At 68.2% G+C, this 21452-nt stretch carries 20 protein-coding genes; 9 read left to right on the top strand and 11 right to left on the bottom strand.

The window, feature by feature from the left end; genetic code table 11:
• Positions 1-124: 124 nt before the first annotated feature.
• Complete coding sequence (locus tag GWI72_RS12005; protein WP_161676446.1) at positions 125-571, bottom strand: MaoC family dehydratase; 447 nt, start codon at positions 569-571, stop codon at positions 125-127.
• Between the two features lie 249 nt (positions 572-820).
• On the opposite strand from GWI72_RS12005, the gene GWI72_RS12000 reads away from it, so the two are divergent.
• Both GWI72_RS12000 and GWI72_RS11995 read left to right on the top strand, forming a co-directional pair.
• The gene (locus GWI72_RS12000; RefSeq protein WP_106754919.1) at positions 821-1204 is read left to right on the top strand and encodes a response regulator; all 384 of its coding nucleotides are present in this window, start codon (positions 821-823) and stop codon (positions 1202-1204) included.
• A gap of 189 nt (positions 1205-1393) precedes the next feature.
• The gene (locus tag GWI72_RS11995) at positions 1394-2071 is read left to right on the top strand and encodes a protein phosphatase CheZ (protein WP_208995836.1); all 678 of its coding nucleotides are present in this window, start codon (positions 1394-1396) and stop codon (positions 2069-2071) included.
• Positions 2072-2196: 125 nt separating this feature from the next.
• On the opposite strand, the gene GWI72_RS11990 is transcribed toward GWI72_RS11995, so the two are convergent.
• Positions 2197-3069 carry a TIGR01459 family HAD-type hydrolase gene (locus tag GWI72_RS11990; protein WP_161708767.1) on the bottom strand — a complete coding sequence of 291 codons (873 nt, stop codon included), beginning with the start codon at positions 3067-3069 and terminating at the stop codon, positions 2197-2199.
• Positions 3070-3267: 198 nt separating this feature from the next.
• Here GWI72_RS11990 and mutL point away from each other — a divergent pair, with 198 nt between their 5' ends.
• Complete coding sequence (mutL, locus tag GWI72_RS11985) at positions 3268-5205, top strand: DNA mismatch repair endonuclease MutL (RefSeq protein WP_161708766.1); 1938 nt, start codon at positions 3268-3270, stop codon at positions 5203-5205.
• 134 nt (positions 5206-5339) lie between these two features.
• Here the strand turns inward: mutL and GWI72_RS11980 are convergent, their stop codons facing one another.
• From GWI72_RS11980 to GWI72_RS11970, 3 genes are all read right to left on the bottom strand, one after another.
• On the bottom strand, positions 5340-6512 hold the full coding sequence (locus tag GWI72_RS11980) for a porin (RefSeq protein ID WP_161676443.1): 1173 nt from the start codon (positions 6510-6512) through the stop codon (positions 5340-5342).
• A 443-nt stretch (positions 6513-6955) separates the two neighbouring features.
• Entirely contained in the window at positions 6956-7528 is a 573-nt protein-coding gene (gene rsmD / locus GWI72_RS11975; RefSeq protein ID WP_161708765.1) for a 16S rRNA (guanine(966)-N(2))-methyltransferase RsmD, read from the bottom strand.
• Positions 7529-7548: 20 nt separating this feature from the next.
• A complete protein-coding gene (locus tag GWI72_RS11970; protein ID WP_209000144.1) occupies positions 7549-9147 on the bottom strand; it encodes a pseudouridine synthase in 1599 nt (532 codons plus the stop codon).
• A 478-nt stretch (positions 9148-9625) separates the two neighbouring features.
• Here GWI72_RS11970 and GWI72_RS11965 point away from each other — a divergent pair, with 478 nt between their 5' ends.
• The gene (locus GWI72_RS11965) at positions 9626-10111 is read left to right on the top strand and encodes a nucleoside deaminase (protein ID WP_161676440.1); all 486 of its coding nucleotides are present in this window, start codon (positions 9626-9628) and stop codon (positions 10109-10111) included.
• A 120-nt stretch (positions 10112-10231) separates the two neighbouring features.
• Here GWI72_RS11965 and GWI72_RS11960 read toward each other — a convergent pair whose 3' ends face one another.
• The 4 genes from GWI72_RS11960 to purD form a co-directional block, all read right to left on the bottom strand.
• Positions 10232-10585, bottom strand: a complete 354-nt coding sequence (locus tag GWI72_RS11960; protein WP_179956065.1) for a hypothetical protein — start codon at positions 10583-10585, stop codon at positions 10232-10234.
• Between the two features lie 145 nt (positions 10586-10730).
• The gene (locus GWI72_RS11955; RefSeq protein WP_161676439.1) at positions 10731-11567 is read right to left on the bottom strand and encodes a patatin-like phospholipase family protein; all 837 of its coding nucleotides are present in this window, start codon (positions 11565-11567) and stop codon (positions 10731-10733) included.
• A gap of 36 nt (positions 11568-11603) precedes the next feature.
• Complete coding sequence (locus GWI72_RS11950; protein ID WP_348272670.1) at positions 11604-12428, bottom strand: alpha/beta fold hydrolase; 825 nt, start codon at positions 12426-12428, stop codon at positions 11604-11606.
• A 261-nt stretch (positions 12429-12689) separates the two neighbouring features.
• Positions 12690-13964 (bottom strand): phosphoribosylamine--glycine ligase, encoded by a 1275-nt coding sequence (gene purD / locus GWI72_RS11945; RefSeq protein ID WP_161708762.1) that lies wholly within the window; start codon positions 13962-13964, stop codon positions 12690-12692.
• A gap of 162 nt (positions 13965-14126) precedes the next feature.
• On the opposite strand from purD, the gene GWI72_RS11940 reads away from it, so the two are divergent.
• The 3 genes from GWI72_RS11940 to ubiA all read left to right on the top strand — a co-directional run bounded on the left by GWI72_RS11940 (position 14127) and on the right by ubiA (position 17018).
• Positions 14127-14603: a GNAT family N-acetyltransferase gene (locus tag GWI72_RS11940; RefSeq protein WP_161708761.1), complete on the top strand. Its 477-nt coding sequence runs from the start codon at positions 14127-14129 to the stop codon at positions 14601-14603.
• A 114-nt stretch (positions 14604-14717) separates the two neighbouring features.
• Positions 14718-15998, top strand: a complete 1281-nt coding sequence (locus GWI72_RS11935) for a GGDEF domain-containing protein (RefSeq protein ID WP_161708760.1) — start codon at positions 14718-14720, stop codon at positions 15996-15998.
• A 66-nt stretch (positions 15999-16064) separates the two neighbouring features.
• A complete protein-coding gene (gene ubiA, locus GWI72_RS11930; protein ID WP_161676434.1) occupies positions 16065-17018 on the top strand; it encodes a 4-hydroxybenzoate octaprenyltransferase in 954 nt (317 codons plus the stop codon).
• Positions 17019-17115: 97 nt separating this feature from the next.
• Here the strand turns inward: ubiA and GWI72_RS11925 are convergent, their stop codons facing one another.
• Together GWI72_RS11925 and GWI72_RS11920 are read right to left on the bottom strand one after the other, a co-directional pair.
• Positions 17116-18363 (bottom strand): GGDEF domain-containing protein, encoded by a 1248-nt coding sequence (locus tag GWI72_RS11925; RefSeq protein ID WP_161676433.1) that lies wholly within the window; start codon positions 18361-18363, stop codon positions 17116-17118.
• Between the two features lie 123 nt (positions 18364-18486).
• A complete protein-coding gene (locus GWI72_RS11920; protein ID WP_280116583.1) occupies positions 18487-19089 on the bottom strand; it encodes a DUF6101 family protein in 603 nt (200 codons plus the stop codon).
• 230 nt (positions 19090-19319) lie between these two features.
• Here GWI72_RS11920 and GWI72_RS11915 point away from each other — a divergent pair, with 230 nt between their 5' ends.
• Together GWI72_RS11915 and GWI72_RS11910 are read left to right on the top strand one after the other, a co-directional pair.
• On the top strand, positions 19320-20663 hold the full coding sequence (locus GWI72_RS11915) for a TldD/PmbA family protein (RefSeq protein WP_161708759.1): 1344 nt from the start codon (positions 19320-19322) through the stop codon (positions 20661-20663).
• Positions 20656-21450 carry an inositol monophosphatase family protein gene (locus tag GWI72_RS11910; protein WP_161709170.1) on the top strand — a complete coding sequence of 265 codons (795 nt, stop codon included), beginning with the start codon at positions 20656-20658 and terminating at the stop codon, positions 21448-21450. Before GWI72_RS11915 ends, GWI72_RS11910 begins: the two co-directional genes overlap by 8 nt.
• Positions 21451-21452 lie beyond the last annotated feature (2 nt).

Raw genomic sequence — 21452 nt, 5'->3', positions numbered from 1 at the left:
GCACTGGAAACCTGGCGGGTCGGAACGGGCCGGATGCCGCTGCGCGGGGGCAGCAGGTCGGGACATCAGGCGGCGCGCCGGACCCTGCCGGTTTCGATCCGAAAGGTCAAGCTGCAGCGCGGGATCAGATCCGGAGCGCTTCGTCGTCCCGCGAGGGGACCTTGACCATGGCCTCACCCTCCAGCACGACCGTGTCGCCGACGCTGCAGATGCAGCTGAGACGGGCCCGGTTGCCCCGTTCGAGCAGCTCGGTCACGGTGACGGTGACCGTAACGTCATCCCCGATGCGGACCGGCGCCTTGAAGTTCAGCGTCTGCGACAGGTAGATCGCCCCGGGCCCCGGCAACCGCGTCCCCAGCACCGCCGAGATGAGGCTCGCGGTGTAGAGGCCATGGGCGATGCGGGTCCGGAACGGGGTTCGCGCGGCGAAATGCTCCGAGAGGTGGATCGGGTTGCGATCGCCGGAAACCTCGGCAAAACCGACAACATCTGAAGAACTGACATGCTTCGTCAGGATCTCCGTCATGCCCACCTCAAGGTCTTCGTAACAAAGTCGGCGTAATTCAAGCATTCTGGTCCGTCCCCTGTCCCGGAAGCCTCTCTGGACAGGGACGGAAGCTAAGCGGGTGGCGCCTGCGCTTCAATACGGCTTTCGGCCAAGAAAAAAGCCTTTCGCCATTAACGGTCTTTTCAGGGCCACCGTTTAAATTGACCAGAGTATGGGGAGGCGAGGACACAGGAACGTGTCACTCTCCTGTTTGGTCAGATCGCGTCATAAGGCCCTGCCAAGGGCCGCGTAGTTGACAGTATGGAGTAGACGATGGCCCTTGATCTTCAGATGCCGGTCCTCGTGGTCGATGATTACAAGACTATGATCCGGATTATTCGGAACCTGCTGAAGCAGCTCGGTTTCGAAGATATCGACGATGCCGCTGACGGCACCGAGGCGCTGGAGAAGATGAAGCAGCGCAAGTACGGTCTGGTGATTTCCGACTGGAACATGGAGCCGATGACTGGCTACGAACTGCTGAAGCAGGTTCGTGCGGATGCCAGCCTGTCGAAGACCCCGTTCATCATGGTCACGGCAGAATCCAAGACCGAAAACGTGATCGCCGCCAAGAAGGCCGGCGTGAACAACTACATCGTGAAGCCGTTCAATGCCCAGACCCTGAAGGGCAAGATCGAGGCGGTGTTCGCGGACTGATTGCAGGCATTGCACCCAGGCGGGGCGCGGTGGGCGCACCCGCCCGAGTGCGACCCCCGGATCAGGAAGAACACGCGGGTTTCCCCAAGCCGGATGGCACATAACCGGCAGGAGACCGTTCAACGCATCTTGTCCAAGGCAGCTGGGCAGGCGCTTCCGCTTTCCGGGAATAACAAGGAGGGCTGAACAATGGCCACGATGACACGTGAAAACGTGGTTCGCGTGATCGAATTTCTCGAAAAGAATCGCGACCGCGGCGGTGATGTCGGTTTGAAGGACGTCATGCAGCTTGCGGAAGTGATGACGGGATCCATGCATGATTTCCTGCTGGCGGTTCAGCCGGCAGTCACTGGTGAACTCACGGCAATCGCCCACGAGATCACCCGCATGAAGGAAGAGATTACTGCCCTTCGCGCGAATGACATGAAATCCCAGCGCATCCCGCAGGCCGGACGTGAACTCGACGCCATCGTCGAGTCGACCGAGTCGGCCACGCACACGATCATGGCGGCAGCCGAGGAGATCATGGGGGCGGACACATCCGATGCCGCGGCCTATCAGGATCTCGTCAACGCCAAGATGATCGAGATCTTCGAGGCCTGCGCCTTCCAGGACATCACCGGCCAGCGCATTTCCAAGGTCGTCTCGACGCTGAACTACATTGATCAGCGCGTGACCAATTTCGTCGAGAAGCTGCGCATCATCGAGACGATGGAGCCGGAGCTGGAAGAGAGCGCGGAGGAGCGCCGCAAGCGCGAGCTGATCCTCCACGGTCCGCAGATGGCGGGCGAGGGCGTGTCCCAGGATGACATCGATGCCATGCTCGGCACCGATGCGCAGGCCGACATCGACAAGCTGTTCCGCTAGTCCGGTCCATCACCGCAGAATTTGCAACGGCCGGAGCAGGCATCTGCTCCGGCCGTTCTGTCATGTCGCTGCTGTCATGTCGCCCCAGACATGTCGCCCCTGTCAGGGCCGCGCTGACTGGAGTGTCACCAGCACAGGCGCGGAACGGCCGCGCGGGCGGAGAGGCCTTCCTCGGCCAGACGGCGGCGGATCAGGGCCTCGTCCGGCGTATCGCTCGGGCCGAAGTCGGCGGCGTGGATGCCGGCGGTCACGAACAGCACGTCGAGGTCCTGCGAATCGGCGCCGCGGATGTCGGTCGGCAACCCGTCGCCGATCGCAAGCACGGTGTCGCGGTTGAACCGGTCGCCCTGGAGGTCGGCCATCCGCGCCAGCGCCGCGTCATAGATCGGCGCATGCGGCTTGCCCAGGAGATGCACCGTGCCGCCAAGATCCTCGTAGAGCCGGGCCAGTGCGCCCGCGCACCAGATCAGCTTCTCGCCCCGCTCCACGACGATGTCCGGATTGGCGCAGACCATCGGCAGGCCGCGACGGACCAGTCGGGTCAGCTGGTCGCGGTAGTCATCCGGCGTCTCCACCTCGTCGTCGAACAGGCCCGTGCAGCTGATCAGCGCCGCCTCGTCCTCGGAGGTCAGGCGGATGTCGAGCCCGTCGTAGATCGGGACGTCGCGGTCGGCCCCGATGTGCAGCACCCCCGTGCCGGGACGCGCGGCGATCATCGCCCGGGTCACGTCGCCCGAGGTGACGATGTCGTCATAGGAGTCGCGCGGGATGGCGAAGTTCGCCAGCTGCTCATGGATCTGCGCGGCCGGGCGGGGAGCGTTGGTGATCAGGATGACGCAGCCCCCGGTCTCCGCGCGATAGCGCGACAGCGCCTCATGCGCCGGTCCGAAGGCCTTGATGCCATTGTGCAGGACGCCCCAGACATCGCTGAGGATGCCGGTGTAGTCCTGCGCAAGCGTGCGCAGGCCGGGGACGAGAAGCGGAGCAATGGCGTTCATGGGGGATCTCTCGGACTGATCTGGTACAATGGGGAGGAATCGGAACCTTGTCCGGCCCTGGTGCGGCGGACCATATACGAAGCCGGCCCCGGGCGGAACCGGGGACGGCCGGCACGGATCGTCGATGGCCCTCTCCGGGACCGGCGGGGCCGCCCGGAACCGCAGGCGGAGCAGCGAAGGCGGAGCAGCGAAGGCGACATGGCAGTCAGGCAACTCGGCGAGGCGGTGATCAACCGCATCGCCGCCGGCGAGGTGATCGAGCGCCCCGCCAGCGTGGTCAAGGAACTGGTCGAGAATGCGGTCGATGCCGGCGCCCGCAACATCGAGGTCGTCACGGCAGCCGGCGGCAAGACCCTCATCCGGGTGGCTGACGACGGCTCAGGCATGACCGCTGCCGACCTGGCCCTCGCCGTGCGCCGCCATTGCACCTCCAAGCTCAGCGACGAGAACCTGTTCGACATCCGCACGCTGGGCTTTCGCGGCGAGGCCCTGCCGTCCATCGGTTCGGTTGCCCGCCTCGCCATCACCACCCGGCATCGGGACGAGCCGCATGCCTGGCGCATCGAGGTCTCCGGCGGCGTCGAAGGGCGTCCCGAACCGGCGGCGCGCGGTCTTGGCACCCAGGTCGAGGTGCGCGACCTGTTCTTTGCCACGCCGGCCCGGCTGAAGTTCCTGAAGTCGGACCGCGCCGAAGCGGCCGCGATCACCGAAGTCGTGCGGCGCATCGCGCTCGCCTGTCCCGAGGTCGGGTTCGCCCTGTCGGGATCCGACCGGCAGACCCTGGCCTGGCCGGCGGCGCGCGGCGAGGATCCCCGGCTCGCCCGGCTGGCGCAGGTCGTCGGCGACGAGTTCCTCGACAACGCGATGCGCATCGATGCGGTGCGCGAAGGCGTGCGGCTGACGGGCTTTGCCGGTCTGCCGACCTATCACCGCGGCACGGCACAACAGCAGTTCTTCTACGTCAATGGCCGTCCGGTGAAGGACAAGCTGCTCCTCTCCGGTCTGCGCGGCGCCTATGCCGACGTGCTCGCCCGCGACCGTCATCCGGTCGTGGTGCTCTACATCGATCTCGATCCGGGCCATGTGGACGTCAATGTCCACCCGGCCAAGGCCGACGTGCGCTTTCGTGACGGCCAGCTCGTCCGTGGCCTGCTGGTCGGGGCCCTGAAACATGCCCTCGTCCAGGCAGGCCACCGGGCCTCGACGGCGAACGCGACGGCGGCCCTGCAGGTGCTCCGCCCGGCAGCTCCCGCAGGCGGCTGGACGGGGCAGGGACCTGCGACCGCGGAGCGGGGCGGTGAGACAGCCGGGCGCAGCTGGGGAGAGCCCGGCCGCGCTGGCCCCGGCTTTGGCCCCGGCTCAGTCCCCGGCTTTGGCCCCGGCTCTGGCTCTGGCGACTGGCGCCAGTCCGCATTCCGGCCGCTCGACCGGCCTGCCGGCCTCGGCGAGGCGGGGCAGGAGGCGCTGGCCGGGCTCGCGCCTGCGCTGGCCATGCTGGCTGGACCCTCGGCCGATGCCCGCGCCCATGCCGCGCCGCTTGACGAGGACCGGCTGGCGCGACCGCTCGGTGCGCCGCGTGCGCAGGTGCACGAGACCTACATCCTGTCGCAGACCCGCGACGGGGTCGTCATCGTCGACCAGCACGCCGCCCATGAGCGGCTTGTCTACGAGCGGCTGAAGGAACAGCTTGCCCGCCGGGACGTGCCGCGCCAGCTGCTGCTGATCCCCGAGATCGTGGAACTGCCGGAGGAAGATGTCGGGCGGCTGGCCGAGCATGCCGAGGCGCTGGAGGCCGCCGGACTGGTGCTGGAGCCCTTTGGTCCCGGTGCGATCGCGGTGCGCGAGACCCCGGCCATGCTGAAGGGCCTCGATGTCCGGGCGCTCGTCCGCGACCTCGTGGACGAGCTGGCCGAATGGGACAGCGCCACCGGTCTGCGCGAACGCCTTGACCACGTGGCGGCAACCATGGCCTGTCACGGCTCCATTCGCGCCGGTCGCCGGATGCGGGTGGAGGAAATGGACGCGCTGCTCCGCGAGATGGAGGCCACGCCCCTGTCGGGCCAGTGCAATCACGGCCGCCCGACCTGGATCGAGCTGAAGCTCGCCGACATCGAGCGCCTGTTCGGGCGCCGCTGAGCTCTCCTGCGGTCGCGGTGCCCAGCAGTCGCGGCCTTCGGCAGGCTGCATGGCGTCTTGCGTCCCGGCGGACATCCCCGGACATACAAAAAAGGCGGCCCGAGGCCGCCTTTTCCGTTCCGGATCCCGCTGGATCAGAAGTTCCGCTCGACGCGCAGCGTGACGGCCATCTCGTCGGCATCACGCACGCCCGAGGCGCGGTTCAGGTCGTGCATGCGGTAGGCAAGCTCGCCACCGATGCCGAGGCCGGCAACCGGCTTCCAGATCAGGTTGAGGTTGCCACCCCACTGGGTGAAGTCGTTGGCGCGGCCAAAGGCGTCCATCGAGGCATAGCCACCTTCGATGCTGCCTTCGAGCTGGTCGGAGAAGTTGTGCAGGAAGCCGGCACCGATCGACCAGGCCTTGGTGGTGTGGCTGCGACCGCCGGCAAACGTGGCGTCGGTTGCGGTGACAAGGCCGGACCAGCTGTCGAGCACGTAGCCCGAGGCGCCGTCGCCGTACATCGCCTGGATGGCGAAGTTGTCGGTCGCGCCGAACACCGGCACGTTCAGCTGGATGCCGGCGCCGATGGCGAAGCCGACGTCGCCCTTGGTGTTGGCCGCAGCGTAGCGGACGTCATGCAGGGCACCCATGATCTGGGCCGAGCCCCAGCCCTGCTCGATGCGCAGGTTGGCGACGAGGTCCGGCAGGCGATGCCCGGAATAGGCGTCACCGCCCCCGACGAGACTCCAGCGACGGGTCGTGCCGTCTTCGATCGAGACGGTTGCCGAGATGCCGTTGCCGAGCGCGGCGGTGTAGGCCGCCATCCAGTTCCGGTAGTCGGTGTACTGGGTGTGGTAGTTGCCGTAGGAATAGCCGGTCCAGAAGTCGTACATGGACTGGGTGCGGCCGAAGGTGAAGTTGCCGAACTGGATGAAGGCGTTGTCCAGCTCGGTAAAGGTGCCGGCGGCCGAATCGCGCTGCAGGTACAGGTCGATGTAGGAGCGCACGAGGCCATACTCGGTGTTCGTGCGGGCATCGAAGCGCACGACGCCGCGGGCGCGGGTGCTGGTGCCGTTCGACGCGCGGTTCCAGGCGTTCGGACGGTCGCCGAAGTCATTGAAACGGTATTCCGCGCGGACGCGGCCGGAAATGCGCAGGCAGGTCTCGGTGCCCGGGATGTAGAAGAAGCCCGTGCCGAAGGCGTCGCAGACGCGAACGTAATCAACCGGCTCCGGAGCGACCGGAAGGTCAGCTGCCATGGCGCCGCTGGTGCCTGCCGTGGCTGCGGCAAGCCCAAGTGCCGCAAGAAGCTTGATGCCCTTCATTGAATTTTCCCCATGCTTGCCAACTGTGACCCTGCGGAACATGCCTTGGCAAGAATCCGGGGTCGCGTTGATGAAAGTGTCCACCACCTGATCCCGAGGATAATTCGTGATCCCGGTTTGGCTACCGGGAAGTTCAGGGCGCAGTGCCTATTTGCGGCGAGCGATGCAAAAACGCAACATCTGCAGATCTCGACTGTTGCGATGCGGCAAAATGCGGCACGGATGCATAGTTTATGGGCTGCCGTTTGCCTCTTTCGCAATCGTCACTGCAAAAAATCGCGACACGGGCGTCCGGAGACCTTCGTTGATCCACGTCACAAAACTGTCGTCGCGCAGTCGGGAAGACTGCGGCAGCGGCTCGGCATGTGGCGAGATCTTGTTGGGACATCGAGCCCCGTAACGGCCGTCCCAAGCAACAGGGGCCGGGCCGCGCAAAAACGACTTCAGCTCTTGTCGGGACGTTGACCCGCCCGAAGGAACAGCACCTGGCTGTCGCCGGCGCTGCGCTGGTCGAGAAGATCGAAGCCGGCCGGCAAGGCGATGGCAGCGCCTGCCCGCTCCTCCAGCACGCAGGTCGCTCCGGCCCTGAGCCAGCCTCCGGCCAGGGCCGAGGCCAGCGCCAGTTCGCCGAGACCCTTGTCATAGGGCGGATCGGCGAACAGCAGGTCGAAGGGTTCGATCGTGCCCGCTTCGCCCAGGCGGGTGGCATCGCGGCGCAGGATCTTCGCTGCGCCGTTCAGTCCCATCTGTTCCATGTTGCGACGGATCACGCCGCGCGGCTCGACGGCCTCCTCCACGAAGGTCGCGTGCCGGGCACCGCGGCTGATGGCCTCGAACCCGAGCGCGCCCGTGCCGGCAAACAGGTCCAGCACCCGGGCGCCCTCCACATCGAAACCGATGCCATGCGCCAGGATGTTGAAGATCGTTTCCCGCAGGCGGTCACTGGTCGGCCGCGTGGCGTCCGACTTCGGCGTCGCAAGCGCCATGCCCCTGAAGCGTCCGGCGATGATGCGCATGACGGTCCGGCCTCAGCGTGTCAGGAACGGCCGCGCGGACGCGGCCCGCCCTTGCCGGCAGGCGGACGCGAGCCGGACGGCCGGTCACCGAAGCCCTTGCCACCGAAGCCCTTGCCCCCGAAACCGCCGCCCGGACCCTTGCGGCCTGGACCCTTGCCGGCCGGCCCTGCGCCGCGCGGGCCACCCCGGAACGGGGGCCGGTCCGGCCTGTCGGCATCGCGCCCGCCGTCCCGCGGTCCCGGTCGGTCGCCGCCCCGGGCAAACGGACGGTCTCCGCCGCGCCCGAAGGGCCGGTCGCCCCCGCGCTCCGGCGGCCGGTCGTCGCCGCCGCGCGGGCGGAACGGACGCGGTCCGCTGTCGCGGCCACCGTCCTCGTCCCGGTCACGGCCGGCCGGGCGGCGTGCGCCCATGCGCGATTCCTGCTGCTTGTCGTCGACCAGCCCGTCTTCGCTCCAGATCCGGCGCTTCGGCTTTTCCCGTTCCGGCCGCTCGAAGGCGGGGGCAGGGCGCGGCTCGCTGGTCAGGCGGAAGCGGCTGCGCGGGGAGACCTTCTGCGGCCGTTGTGCCGGGGCGCGGTCGCCCTCGTCACGGCGGCCGTCGCGGCTGACCGGCTTGCGGCCTCCGGACTTGCGGTTGCCGACCGCCTCGGCGCCTTCCCGGGCGGTCATCCACTCGCCCTTGGTCTTGCGGTCCCCGCCGACGCCGGGCTTCTTCTTCTTCGGCTTCTCCGCGCCGTCTTCCGGCATCTGGGTCAGGATCGGCGCCTCGAAATCGGCGCCGGCCGCCGAGGCCAGCTTCTCGCCGAGCTGCTCGCGCAGGACGCGGCCGCGGATCTCGCGCACGGCGCCCTCCTCGAGGTCGAGCAGCTGGAACGGTCCGAAGGACACGCGGATCAGCCGGTTCACCGCCAGGCCAAGGTGCTCGAGCACGCGCTTGACCTCGCGGTTCTTGCCTTCGCGCAGGCCGACGGTCAGCCAGACGTTGTCGCCCTGCACCTTGTCGAGCGTGGCCTCGATGCCGGAATACAGCACGCCGTCGATGGCCAGTCCGTCGATCAGGCCGTTGAGCTGCTCCTGGGTGACGGCCCCGAAGGCGCGCACCCGGTAGCGGCGCAGCCAGCCGGTCGCCGGCAGTTCCAGCACGCGGGCGAGGCCGCCGTCATTGGTCAGCAGCAGCAGGCCTTCGGTGTTGATGTCGAGCCGGCCGACGGTCAGCACCCGGGGCAGTTCCTTCGGCAGGGCGTCGAACACGGTCGGACGGCCTTCCGGGTCGTGGTTCGTGGTCACGAGGCCGCGCGGCTTGTGATAGAGCCACAGGCGGGTCCGCTCCTTCTGCGGCATCGGCTGGCCGTCGACCAGGATCACGTCATCCTCGGTCACGGTCACCGCCGGCGTCGTCAGCACGGTGCCGTTGACGCTGACCCGGCCCTCGAGCACCCAGGCCTCGGCGTCGCGCCGCGAGCAGAGGCCGGCGCGCGCCATCACCTTGGCGATGCGCTCTGCCTCGCCGGCAAAGGAAATGGCCGGTGCCGGATCGGACGCCTTGCGGGGGCTGCGCGGCTGCGCCTCGTCCGTCCTGTCACGTGCGCCGGCGCGCGGGCCCGACGGACGCGAGGCCATCGGGCGGTCACCCGACGGGCGACCGGTGCGCGCCGGGCGCTCGCCGTCCGGGCGGGGGCTGCGCTTCGGGCCGCCGGCGCCGCGCTCGCCCTGGTCGGGGCGGGGCGCTCGGCTGCGGCGCGGGGCGTCATCGCCCTCGGCGCGCGGGCCGGAGAAACGGGAGGGACGGGCGCCGGAAGGGGCGCCCGCACGGCTGCGGCGCGGGGCGTCATCGCCCTCGGCGCGCGGGCCGGAGAAACGGGGGGGACGGGCGCCGGAAGGGGCGCCCGTACGGCGGGACGGACCGCCGGGCTTGCCGCCGCGGGGCCGTGAAGGGGTTTTCTTGTCGGTCATTCCCGCCTCATAGCAGAGCTTGCTGCCTTTAGGAATCGGACAAATGCAGCTCCGCCGCAATTTGCTTGGGCGATGGTGCAGATGGTTTATAGGACGGGAGCCGGATGCCCGTCGGGTGGTGCCGGCAAACGAGGCAGGAAACGACATGGCAGAGACGTTCAGGCCAGGCCCTGCGGGTCCGGTCTCCGGCTTCATGGACCTTGCACTGGCGCAGGCGCGGGCGGCGGCGGCGCGCGGCGAGGTGCCGGTCGGGGCGGTGATCGTGCGTGACGGTGCGGTCCTGGCCGCGGCCGGCAACCGTACGCTGGAGCTGAACGACCCCACCGCCCATGCCGAAGTCCTGGCCATCCGCCTTGCCTGTGCCGCCGTCGGATCGCAGCGGCTGCCGGGGGCTGACCTCTACGTGACGCTGGAGCCCTGTGCCATGTGCGCCGGAGCCATCTCCTTTGCCCGCCTCCGGCGTCTCTATTACGGCGCCGGCGACCCCAAGGGCGGTGCGGTCGATCACGGCGTGCGTTTCTACAACCAGCCCACCTGTCACCATGCGCCGGATGTCTATTCGGGATTTGCGGAAAGGGAGGCGGCGGACCTGCTCCGGTCCTTCTTCCGGGATCGTCGCGATCCGGACTGAGACGTGAGGGCCGCCAGCGGGGCCGGGTTGACGTCTGAAAAAAGGGGGCGCCGCTCCGGATTGGAAGACCTCGGGAGAACGGTCGGAGCGGCGCCAGTCGGGGGCAGGCGGGAGGATTACCTACCCCTTGATGCTGCAAAGCGTGACGGGCCGGCGCTGGGCACGGGCCGCCAGATAGGGTTCCGAGCCGGCATTTGCCGGCCTGTTGCGGGATTGCTGAAAGAGAAGCTCGCCGGCGTGACCGGCTTCCTCGACCAGGGCGCGCCGGCTGCAGCTCGCCGCGATGGCGAAGCCGAGCGACCTGAGATGCGCCTTGCGGTAACAGAACACGGCCAGGCGCGCGCGCTGGTCTTCGGGCAGGCCAACTGCGACAGACGCGGCCGAGGCGGCATTCTGGCGCATGAGAGCCTGGAATGTCTCTTCTGAGACGGGACAGGCGTCCTCGTTGAGGGTGTCTGGGGCCACGCGGTTCATCCGCTTTCTCCTTCTGGATATGCCCCTATCGTCCGAATCACAGGTTAATCTAAGGTTAAAATCGTGTATTTGACGAAAAACTGACGCAGAAGCGCGTCAAATTTTTTGCAGTTACTGTCAATTCCTTCATGGTCATCACTGCGGCTTATTGTGAAAGCTGCTTATCGAGTGCAGCTGTCAGCCGCCGCTTGACCTCTTCCCGCAAGGGGGCTGCCGCGTCCAGCACCCCCCGGGTTTTCATGAAGTCGAGCACGCGGATGTTGCCCACATCCGGTCGGACGATCACGTCGGGTTCGCGCTGCTTGAGCTTTTCCTGGGTGATCGACCGCATCAGGATCTGCGAGGCCCCGAACAGTGCATCCAGCGTCGTCGGCAGATGCTTGCCCGGACGCGGCACCGGCACGCCGACCACGTCGGCCGCCACGATGATGTCGCAGGTGTCGGGCAGCCGGTCGAAGGGCAGCGGATTGGCCACGCCGCCGTCGATCAGCACCTTGCCCTGCAGCTTCACCGGGCGGAACACGGCCGGAATGGCGATCGAGGCGGCAATGGCCGGGGCCAGCGGGCCGGTCTGGATGTCGATCTCCGCGCAGCCGTAGAAATCGGTTGCAACCACCGTCAGCGGAATCTTCAGATCCTCGAAGCGGTCCGGCAGCCGTCCGCCGGCGAACAGGTGCAGCACCTTGAGCGGGTCGAACTGGCCGATGCCGCCACCGAAGACATCGGCGATGCGGCGCGGACGCAGCTGCCAGAGCTTGGCGAGCAGCGCATTGCGGTTGCGGAAGGTCGAGACGGCAAGCTCGTGCAGCTCGTTGCCGCTCAGGCCGGCCGCATAGCCGGCACCAAGCAGGGCGCCGATGGACGAGCCCGCGATCACGTCGGGTTTCACGCCGAGGTCGTCGAAGGCCTGCAGCACGGGAATGTGCGACATGCCGCGCGCCCCGCCGCCACCGAGGGCGAGGCCGATCCTGGGTCTGGACATCCGCTCATCTCCTGCTGCGCGGGCAGCCGCCCGCGATCACGCCGCCGCCAAGAGGAAGGGCAGCAGGGCCGCAAGGGTTGCGGCCGGGTTTTCTTCGACAAGGAAGTGGCCGCTGTCAATCGCCGAGCCTGACACGTCGGTTGCCCACTGGCGCCAGACATCCAGCGGCGTGCCGGCGCCGGGCGCAATGCCATGTCCGCCCCAGAGCACGCAGAGCGGCGCCGTGATGCGGTGCCCGGCGGCCAGATCGGCCTCGTCGTGGGCAAGGTCCACCGTCGCGCCCGCCCGGTAGTCCTGGCAGGCGGCTCGGATCCGGTCGCTCGCGGCAAAGGCCGTGCGATAGGCAGCCAGCGCCTCAGGGGCGAAGGCGGAGAGATCGCGCCGCTCCGTCCAGCTTGCCATCGTGTGGTCGAGATAGAACTCCGGAGCCGCCGCGATCAGCCGTTCGGGCAGGGGCTCCGGCTGGGCCAGGAACGCCCAGTGATAGACCTTCAGGGCAAAGGCGCGGTCCATGCGCTGCCAGTAGGCCTGCGTCGGCAGGATGTCGAGCACGGCGATCCGGCGGACCGCCTGCGGGTGGTCGAGGGCCATCCGGTAGGCCACCCGACCGCCGCGGTCATGCCCGCACAGCAGGAAGGAGGCATGACCGAGCTCCTGCATCAGCGCCACGAGGTCCCGCGCGACCTCCCGCTTGCTCATCGCCTCGGGGCCGCCCTCGGGCAGGTCGCTCTCGCCATATCCCGGCAGGTCCGGCAGGATCACGCGAAAGTGTCGCGCCAATGCGCCGGCCAGCGGATGCCACATCACGTGGGTCTGCGGAAAGCCATGCAGCAGGAGCAGCGGCGGACCGTCCCCCCCCACGCGCCCGCAGATGCGGCCTCGGGGCCCCGAGATCTCAATGCGGTCAAAGTCTTGCGGGAAAAGGGAACGGGTGGCGGCGGATCGGTCTGGCTGCACGGGCGCGGCTCCGGGGGAGGTGTCTCACCCCGTAAGCCTGTCGCCAGGCGACCGCCCGTGCAACCCCGCCGTTGGGCCGGGCCTGCAAGACGGGGTTGCACAACCTCCCGTCCTGCGCATCATGGTCAAAACGGAGGCAAGCGCGTCACCGTGATCCCGGACACCTCACGTTTCGCGTGCAATGGCACGCCACCCGATGTCGCGGCGGCAGAAGCCGTCCGGCCAGTCGATCTTGTCGACGGCCGCATAGGCGCGCGCCTGCGCTTCGGCGACGCTGCGGCCGAGGGCCGTCACGTTCAGCACCCGTCCGCCGTTTGCCAGGATGCGCGTGCCATCCGAGGTCGTGCCGGCGTGGAACACCTTGACATCCTCAAGGGCATCGGCTCCCGCGATCCCGCGGATCTCGGTGCCCTTCGCGTAGTCGCCCGGATAGCCGTTGGCCGCCAGCACCACGGTCAGGGCCACCTCGTCGCGCCAGCGCACCGACATCTTGTCCAGCGTGCCGTCGATGGTCGCCAGCATCAGGGTGACGATGTCGTCCTTGAGACGCATCATCAGCACCTGGCATTCGGGATCGCCGAAGCGGGTGTTGTACTCGATCAGCCGGGGGCCGGTCTCCGTGATCATCAGCCCGGCAAAGAGCACGCCGCGGAACGGGGTGCCCCGCCGCGCCATCGCGTCGATCGTCGGCTGGATGATCTCGGCCATCGTGCGCGCGACCATCTCCGGCGTCATGACAGGCGCCGGGGAATAGGCCCCCATGCCGCCGGTGTTCGGGCCCTCGTCGCCGTCGAAGACGCGCTTGTGGTCCTGCGCGGTGGCGAGGGGCAGTGCCGTGCGGCCGTCGGAGAGCACGAAGAAGCTCGCTTCCTCGCCGGTCATGAACTCCTCGACCACCACCTCGGCACCGGCCGCCCCGAAGCTGCCGTCAAAGCACGCGCGGATGGCGTCTTCCGCCTCGGCCAGCGTCATCGCCACCACCACGCCCTTGCCGGCGGCGATGCCATCCGCCTTCACGACGATCGGCGCGCCGGTGGCCCGCACATGGGCAAGGGCCGCATCTCGGTCGGTGAACCGGCGATAGGCTGCGGTCGGAATGCCGGCCTCGGCGCAGAGATCCTTGGTGTAGCCCTTCGAGCCCTCCAGCTGGGCCGCCGCGCGGCCCGGACCGAAGGCACGGATGCCGGCGGCCGCGAGATGGTCGACGAGGCCCGCCACCAGCGGCCCCTCCGGACCCACCACGACGAGGTCGATCGCGTTTTCCCGGCAGAAGGCAATCACGGCCTCGGGGTCGGAGACGTCCACCTTCACGGGCTGGGCCTCCTCGGCAATCCCGGCATTGGCCGGGGCCGCGTAGAGACGGGTGGTCAGCGGCGAGGCGGCAATGGCCCAGGCGAGGGCGTGTTCCCGTCCACCGGAACCGATGAGGAAGATGTTCATGGGCGATCCCTTTGCGGTTCGGGATGCGGGGGCGACACGGCGACGCAGCGCGCTGGCCCGCAGTCGGTCGCGCTCTATCACGGCAAGGGCGTTGCGGCAATCGGGCGGGGCTGGCCGGACGCCGACACCAGGGGGCCGGGATTCAAACGGACAGGAGGATGAATGACACGCGCCGCTGGGCTTTGTCTGTTGCTGGGGGGACCGGGAACCTGTGACACGATCATCGATCTTGCGCGGCAGTTCTGGGCCGAGGCCGGCGAGAGCTTCACGCGCCGCCAGGAAGATGCCCTGCGCACCCTGATGGTCGATGCCAGCCTGGGACGGGCATGGCTCGCCCAGTACCGCAACGAACCGGCGGGCTTTGCCGTGGCGCTCTACCGCCATTCGATCGGATATGGCGGCCGCGTGGCGCTGCTGGACGATCTCTATGTCGTCGAGAAGCTGCGGGGCCGTGGGCTGGGCCGGCGCATGCTGCGTGCGATCACCGAGGATCTGGAAGCCTTCGGAATCCTCCAGGTCCACGCCCTCGCGCCGCGCCATTCCGCCGCCGCCGATCTCTATGAGAGCGAAGGTTTCCTGTGCTCCCGCCTGCAGTTGCTGGAACGTCCCTTCGATCAGGACCTGCCTGACCCGACCTGAGCTGCTGCCGGCCGCGCATCTGCCGCAGCGGCAGTCCGGTTCCTGCAGCATTTTTATGCGTTTGCATGCAAACTCCGGTTTGTCCCGGCAGGTTTACGCGGTACGACTGAGGTTATGGCATTTTCAAATTCGCTCCTTCTGGTTGCCCAGGCCGCGCTATACTTCGGCGTGATGATCACGCTGCTGCACTGGCGCCGGAGCATCGGGCTCGGCGTGTTCATGTGCGCGCTGGGCGTCATGCATTTCCTCGAGACCTATCTGGCGAGCGTTTTCTACGTGCAGCTGCCCTTCGGCATCATCTCGCCGGGGTCGACGGTGCTCTTCACCGGCAAGCTGCTGATGATCCTGCTCCTCTACGTCAAGGAAGATGCAGCGACCGTGCGCCAGCCGATCCATGGCCTGCTGATCGGCAATTTCCTGATCGTCGGCCTGGTCATGCTGCTGCGCAACCACGAGACCGTCGAACTGGCGGCCGGCCGTGCCCCGGACATCGGCTTTGTCGACGAGATGGGGCTGCTGATGGTCTGGGGCACGGTGCTGCTCTACATCGACAGCCTGGCGATCATCCTGCTGTACGAGCGGCTGGGCCGCTGGCTCGGGCGGCATTTCGGCCTGCGGGTGCTGATCTGCGGCGCCGTGGTGCTGACCTTCGATCAGCTCGGCTTCTTCCTCGCGTTGCACTGGGTGTCCGGCGCGCCGGTCGAGGCGCTGGTCGGGGGCTGGATCGCCAAGATGCTGGCGGTGCTCCTCTACACGCTGTTCTTCCTGATTTACCTGGCGCTGTTCCCGGCTGCCGAGCCGAAGGGCGGGCCGCGCCGCTTCCGGGATGTCTTCCAGGCGCTCACCTACCGCGAGCGCTACGAGGATCTGCTCAGGAGCTCGCATCTCGACTTCCTGACCAAGGTGTCGCACCGCAGCCAGTTCGACACCACCGCCAAGGCCCGGCTGGCCGAGGTGCTTGAGGCGGGTCAGGTGGCCAGCCTCCTCATCATCGACATCGACCATTTCAAGCGGGTCAATGACACCTACGGCCATCAGGCCGGCGACGAGGTGCTGGCGACCGTGGCCCGGGTCCTGCGCGACAACCAGCGCTCGGACGATCATGTCTTCCGCTACGGTGGCGAGGAGTTCGTCATCCTCAGCCTGCGGATGGGCGCCGAGGCGGCCCAGTCCTTTGCCGACCGCCTGCGCCGGCAGATCGAGGAGGTGACGCGCGACGCGTTCCTCGAGGCGGTTACCGTCAGCGTCGGGATCGCATCCGCGCCGGTCGAGGCCGACAGCATCGATGCCCTGTTCGAGGCGGCCGACCGGCGGCTCTACGTGGCCAAGGCGCGCGGACGCAACCGGGTCGTCGGCGCCCTGAACGAGGCCGAACCCGTCGTCCCGGCCGACTGACCGCAGACCGGTCCGCCTCCCTCCCGGGGGCTCGCCAGTCGGCCTCGCCCGTGCTAACCACCCTGCATGAGCTTCAAGATCTTCGGCACCAAGGACACCGGCCCCGTCGCTGACGCGGTCAAGCGCCACTGGGTAGACACGCGCCTGCCGCCGTGGGCGCGCCCCTATGCGCGCCTCGCCCGGTGGGAACGCCCCATTGGCTGGTGGCTGCTGCTGTGGCCCTGCTGGTGGTCGGCGGCTCTGGCCGCCATGTCGACCGGCGCGCCCTGGCCCGATCCCTGGCACCTGGCGCTGTTCCTGGTGGGGGCGGTCGCCATGCGCGGGGCCGGCTGCACCTACAACGATCTCGTCGACGAGGACATTGACGCAAGGGTCGAGCGCACCCGGTCGCGTCCCATTCCCGCCGGCCAGGTTAGCCGCACCCAGGCCAAGATCTTCCTCGTGCTGCAGGCGCTCGTCGGCGGACTGGTGCTGCTCCAGTTCAACCTGTTTGCCATCCTGCTCGGGCTGGCGTCGCTGCTGGTGGTGGCGATCTATCCCTTCATGAAGCGCTTCACCGACTGGCCGCAGCTCTTCCTGGGCTTCGCCTTCTCCTGGGGCGCGCTGATGGGCTGGGCGGCGGTCTACGGGCGGCTCGACTGGGCGCCGATCGCGCTCTATGCCGGCGGCATTGCCTGGACCATCGGCTACGACACCATCTACGCCCACCAGGACAAGGAAGACGACGCGCTCGTGGGCGTCCGCTCGACCGCACGCCTGTTCGGCGGCTGGACGAAGCCGGCGCTGGCTGTCCTCTACGGTCTGGCGACGGCGCTGTTCATGCTGGCAGCGGCGCTGGTGGATGCAGGCCCCTTCGCCTTCATCGGCCTGCTTCTGGGGGCGGGACACCTGCTCTGGCAGATCGTTGTGCTCGACATCGACGACCCGGACCAGTGCCTGCGGCTGTTCCGGTCCAACACCACCTATGGCTGGATCGTCTTCGCCGGGTTCTGCGCCGAGGCATTTCTCGCGGCCCTCTGAGCGACCCTCTGAAACGGCCCTTCAAGTGGCCGCGCGGCCTGTCGTGCCACCGCTGCCGCGTGACAGTCTTGCCCGCGCCGGACGGGGTCGGCTGCCGTCAGACGCCTCTCATCACCAGGGCGGAGCGCAGGGCCCCGCCGGCCCGCGGGTGGCTGGCCTGGACCGCAAGGTCCGGCTCGGCAGCTGGCGCGCGCATGACGCGGTTGCGGCCGCTGCGCTTGGCCGCGTAAAGCGCCTCGTCGGCATGGGCCATCACGGCGTCGAGCGACTGGCCCGACGTCGACCCGGCATGGATCCCGGCGCTTGTGGTGGTGATCAGGATGCCGCCCGTCTTGGCACGGACCTCGGCGGCGAAGCGCTGCCGCAGCCGGTCGGCGAACTCGAAGGCGCAGATGTCTTCGCTGTCGGGCAGGAAGACGACGAATTCCTCGCCGCCCAGACGTCCGACGATGTCGTCGGCGCCCCTGAGCTGGTTGCAACAGGCGGCAAAGGTCAGCAGCATCTCGTCGCCCATGGCATGGCCATAGCGGTCATTGACAGACTTGAACTCGTCCAGGTCGAACAGGGCAACCGCGTAGCTGCGCTCGGGGCCGGCCGTCTCGATCCAGCGGCGGACGCTCTCGAAGAAGTCGCGGCGGTTGGCAAGGCCGGTCAGCGGGTCGCGGCGGGCCTGGTCCCGCAGGTAGCGTTCCTCCCGTTCGATCACCATGGCGAAGGCGCAGATGATGGTCGCCATCACCGCCATGATCATCCAGAGGATGTAGCCGGCAAAGATCTGCGAGGACAGCGCCTGCTCGAACCGGGTCATGCCGCTGGCATAGACGCCGATGAACAGGGCGCTCTGGGCGAGGAGTTCCAGGGTCATGACCCAGCTCAGCCAGCGCGCGGCGCGGATCCCGTCGGTGTTCAGCGTGACGGACAGGTAGATGGCGGTCGCCGACGTGGCCGTCAGGGCGAGGTGCTGGTAGAGCGAGCGGGCAAGGTAGCTCTCGTAGAACGGCGGATAGAGGCACAGCAGCAGCCAGACCGCCGTCGGCAGGAAGGCTGCCAGATTGTAGCGGCTGATCCGCCAGAAGGTCGAGATCGCGGCGATGCGCATGCCCATGCCGCCCAGCACCAGGCCGTTGCCGACGACGATGCTGATCGCATCCGGGATCTGGCCGCGCAGGCTGAGCAGCAGCATGCCGAAGCCGACCATCAAGAGCGCCATCGACCACAGCCGGATGGAGTCCTTCTGCGACCCGCTCTTGTGCATGGAGAAACGCCACACGAAAAACAGCATGCCCGCACCGACCATCTGCATGACGGTGAGAGCTGCATTCAGCGTGACGACGTCCAGGCGCATGGATCACTCAGGTCCGGGGGTGGAGAGCGGCAACCAGTCCGGGCATAGGTAAAATCATGCCCGTTAATTTTTCCGGTATGTCAGGCAACAAAAAGGGCCGTTGCGAACGGCCCTCTCCGGAGATCAGTGGCGGGCGATGATCTCGCGCTCGCCTCTGTGAACCGTCTGGACCGGATGCAGCCGGCCCGTCTTGCGCCGGTTGAGGAAGCGGGGCCGGCGGGCGGTGAGGGCATAGACCCGCCGCCGGTCCGGGGCAAAGCTGCTGCCCGGGGCGGCGCTGACGGTGCTGATGGTGCCATCCGGCTCGCACATCAGCAGCGGCAGTTTCAGGCTCTCGCCCCACATGGCCCAGTCGTCGGCGAGATCCTCGGCATTGTCTGCCTCCCGCAGCGGGACGCAGAGCGCAGGATCCGCATGGCGCAGGAACAGGCGGGCGGTGAGCGTTCCGGGCAGGGCGCCCGGCGTGATTTCGACCGCCACGCCCTGAAAGACATGGATCGGGACCACGAGGGTCAGGGGCAACCCGGCGAGCGGGCGCTTGATGATGGCCGTGTCCCGGTCCAGATAGACGCGGGCTGCGACGCGGGCAGCGCCTCCGGTCGGCGGGGCGCTCATGGTGGTGTCGAATTTGACCGGCAGGGAGGCTGGGTCGAGCCGCTTTGCGCCGCCCGACCCGGATCCGTGTGCTCCGTCAATGGCTGTCTGACGTCCCAAGTGCCTCTCCATCGGGCCCGGTTTTCTTGTGCGGTGGGCCTCGTGATGGACTGACGATAGACTGCGACACCTGCCGGTCCGCTTAACAGGCACGGTTAAAAAACCTTGATTTCAAAGAGGGTTACGAAACACTTGCGCGAATTGGTCAACACATCGCAAACCGCTTGTGCGTCAACGCAGCCCTTGTTCCGGGGGCCCTGCGACCCTAAACAGGAAGCACGACCACTGCACGGGATTCCCCTATGACCGACGTCATCGACAAGAGCGAACTGGAGACCCGCGCCGCGCGGCTGGTCGAGGCGGCGCTGAAGGCCGGCGCCGATGCCTGCGATGCCGTTGCGATCACGGGCGTGTCCCTGTCGGTGGATGTGCGCGAGGGCAAGGTCGAGGAGACCGACCGGTCCGAGGGCGACGACGTCACCCTGCGCGTCTTCATCGGTCGCCGCAGCGCCTCCGTGTCCGCCAACACGCTGGACGATCCGCGCGCGCTGGCCGAACGGGCCGTGGCGATGGCGCGGGTGACACCGGAGGATCCCTATGCCGGGCTGGCCGATCCCGACTTGCTCCTGAAGCAGATCCCGGATCTCGACCTGCTCGACAGCCGCGAGCTTGGCGCAGCCGAGCTGAAGGATCTGGCCCTTGCCGCCGAAGCCGCAGGCCTCGAGGTCGCCGGTGTCTCCAAGTCGGGCGGCGCCAGCGCGTCCTGGCGGCTGGCCGGCATGGTGCTGGCCACCAGCCACGGCTTCACCGGCGCCTACACCACGTCGCGCTACGGCCTGTCGATGACGGCGGTTGCCGGCGAGGGCACGGCGATGGAGCGCGACTACGACTTCGACTACCAGACCTTTTTCGCCGACATGGAGGATCCGGCGCGGATCGGCCGCCGGGCCGGCGAGCGGGCCGTGCGCCGGCTCAATCCGCAGAAGCTGACGACCCGCACGGCCACCGTCCTGTACGAGGCCCGCGCCGCGCGCAGCTTCCTCGGCCATCTCTCCGGTGCGGTGAACGGGGCGGCGATCGCCCGCGGCACCAGCTTTCTGAAGGACCGCATGGGCCAGCCGGTCTTCGCGCCCGGCATCCGCATCACCGACGATCCGCTGAAGCCGCGCGGGGCCGCGACCCGGCCCTTCGACGGCGAGGGGCTTGGCGCCGGGGCCTTCGACCTGATCGACGACGGTGTGCTCAGGCACTGGTTCCTCGACAGCGCGACGGCACGCGAGCTGGGGCTTGCCCCGAATGGCCGCGCCCATCGCGGCGGCGCCGGGACGTCGCCGGGGGCCACCAACCTGACCCTGCATCCGGGGCGGGAGAGCCTTGAGGACATGATGCGCGCCGCCGGATCGGGCCTTCTCGTCACCGACCTCATCGGTCATGGCGTCAACGGCGTCACCGGCGACTATTCGCGCGGTGCGTCCGGCTTCTGGTTCGAGAACGGCGAGATCGTCACGCCGGTCAGCGAGATCACCATCGCAGGCAACCTCAAGGACATGTTTGCCCGGCTCCGTCCGGGCTCCGACCTCGATGCCCGCTATTCCGCCGCCTCGCCGAGCGTTGCCATCGAGGGGCTGACCATTGCCGGTGCCTGAGGCCGCCCACAGCCAGGATCTGGCCCTGCTCGAGGAGGCGGCCCGCCGGTCCGGCGAGATCGCCCTCGGGTACTTCGGCAAGGATCCCCGAACCTGGATGAAGGACGGGGCTTCGCCGGTGTCGGAGGCCGACATGGCCGTCGATGCCTGGCTGAAGCAGCATCTCCTGGCGGCCCGGCCCGACTACGGCTGGCTGTCCGAGGAGACCGCCGACACTCCCGACCGGCTGCAGCGGCGCCAGCTCTTCATCGTCGATCCGATCGACGGCACCCGGGCCTTTCTCGCCGGCAAGGACGAATGGACCGTGTCACTGGCGATGGTGACCGACGGCCGCCCGCGCGCGGCCGCCCTCTTCAATCCGGTGCGCGGCGAGATGTATCTGGCCGTGCAGGGCGGCGGCACCCGCCTCAACGGCCGTCTTGTCCAGACCGGCGCCCGGCAGGACATCGCAGGGGCCACCGTCCTCGGCCCGCAGGGCCTGCTTGCGGCGGCTGCCCGGTCCGGCCTCGTGCCGGCCGGAACCATCGGCTCGCTCGCCTACCGCATCGCCCTGGTCGCCAAGGCAGATGTGGACGTGGCCGTAGCACGCCCGCGCTCGCACGACTGGGATCTTGCGGCTGCGGATCTTTTGGTGCAGGAAGCGGGCGGACGGCTGACCGATCTCGGCGGCGCCACGCTGACTTACAACCGCGAGAGCCTGCGCCATCCCGAGCTGGTGGCCGCCGGCGACAGCCTGCACGGGGCGGCCGTCCGCCTGTTTGCGGACCTCGCGGACAAGGCGTCCTGACA

The sequence above is a fragment of the Pannonibacter sp. XCT-53 genome (assembly GCF_009915765.1).
Taxonomy (GTDB): Bacteria; Pseudomonadota; Alphaproteobacteria; order Rhizobiales; family Stappiaceae; genus Pannonibacter; species Pannonibacter tanglangensis.
This window is presented reverse-complemented; position numbering and strand designations above follow the sequence as displayed.

Excerpts from the sequence above, each read along its gene's own strand:
- GWI72_RS12005 (WP_161676446.1), bottom strand. The coding sequence starts at position 571 with ATGCTTGAATTACGCCGACTTTGTTACGAAGACCTTGAGGTGGGCATG.
- GWI72_RS12000 (WP_106754919.1), top strand. The coding sequence starts at position 821 with ATGGCCCTTGATCTTCAGATGCCGGTCCTCGTGGTCGATGATTACAAG.
- GWI72_RS11995 (WP_208995836.1), top strand. The coding sequence starts at position 1,394 with ATGGCCACGATGACACGTGAAAACGTGGTTCGCGTGATCGAATTTCTC.
- GWI72_RS11990 (WP_161708767.1), bottom strand. The coding sequence starts at position 3,069 with ATGAACGCCATTGCTCCGCTTCTCGTCCCCGGCCTGCGCACGCTTGCG.
- mutL (WP_161708766.1), top strand. The coding sequence starts at position 3,268 with ATGGCAGTCAGGCAACTCGGCGAGGCGGTGATCAACCGCATCGCCGCC.
- GWI72_RS11980 (WP_161676443.1), bottom strand. The coding sequence starts at position 6,512 with ATGAAGGGCATCAAGCTTCTTGCGGCACTTGGGCTTGCCGCAGCCACG.
- rsmD (WP_161708765.1), bottom strand. The coding sequence starts at position 7,528 with ATGCGCATCATCGCCGGACGCTTCAGGGGCATGGCGCTTGCGACGCCG.
- GWI72_RS11970 (WP_209000144.1), bottom strand. The coding sequence starts at position 9,147 with ATGGCCTCGCGTCCGTCGGGCCCGCGCGCCGGCGCACGTGACAGGACG.
- GWI72_RS11965 (WP_161676440.1), top strand. The coding sequence starts at position 9,626 with ATGGCAGAGACGTTCAGGCCAGGCCCTGCGGGTCCGGTCTCCGGCTTC.
- GWI72_RS11960 (WP_179956065.1), bottom strand. The coding sequence starts at position 10,585 with ATGAACCGCGTGGCCCCAGACACCCTCAACGAGGACGCCTGTCCCGTC.
- GWI72_RS11955 (WP_161676439.1), bottom strand. The coding sequence starts at position 11,567 with ATGTCCAGACCCAGGATCGGCCTCGCCCTCGGTGGCGGCGGGGCGCGC.
- purD (WP_161708762.1), bottom strand. The coding sequence starts at position 13,964 with ATGAACATCTTCCTCATCGGTTCCGGTGGACGGGAACACGCCCTCGCC.
- GWI72_RS11940 (WP_161708761.1), top strand. The coding sequence starts at position 14,127 with ATGACACGCGCCGCTGGGCTTTGTCTGTTGCTGGGGGGACCGGGAACC.
- GWI72_RS11935 (WP_161708760.1), top strand. The coding sequence starts at position 14,718 with ATGGCATTTTCAAATTCGCTCCTTCTGGTTGCCCAGGCCGCGCTATAC.
- ubiA (WP_161676434.1), top strand. The coding sequence starts at position 16,065 with ATGAGCTTCAAGATCTTCGGCACCAAGGACACCGGCCCCGTCGCTGAC.
- GWI72_RS11925 (WP_161676433.1), bottom strand. The coding sequence starts at position 18,363 with ATGCGCCTGGACGTCGTCACGCTGAATGCAGCTCTCACCGTCATGCAG.
- GWI72_RS11920 (WP_280116583.1), bottom strand. The coding sequence starts at position 19,089 with ATGGAGAGGCACTTGGGACGTCAGACAGCCATTGACGGAGCACACGGA.
- GWI72_RS11915 (WP_161708759.1), top strand. The coding sequence starts at position 19,320 with ATGACCGACGTCATCGACAAGAGCGAACTGGAGACCCGCGCCGCGCGG.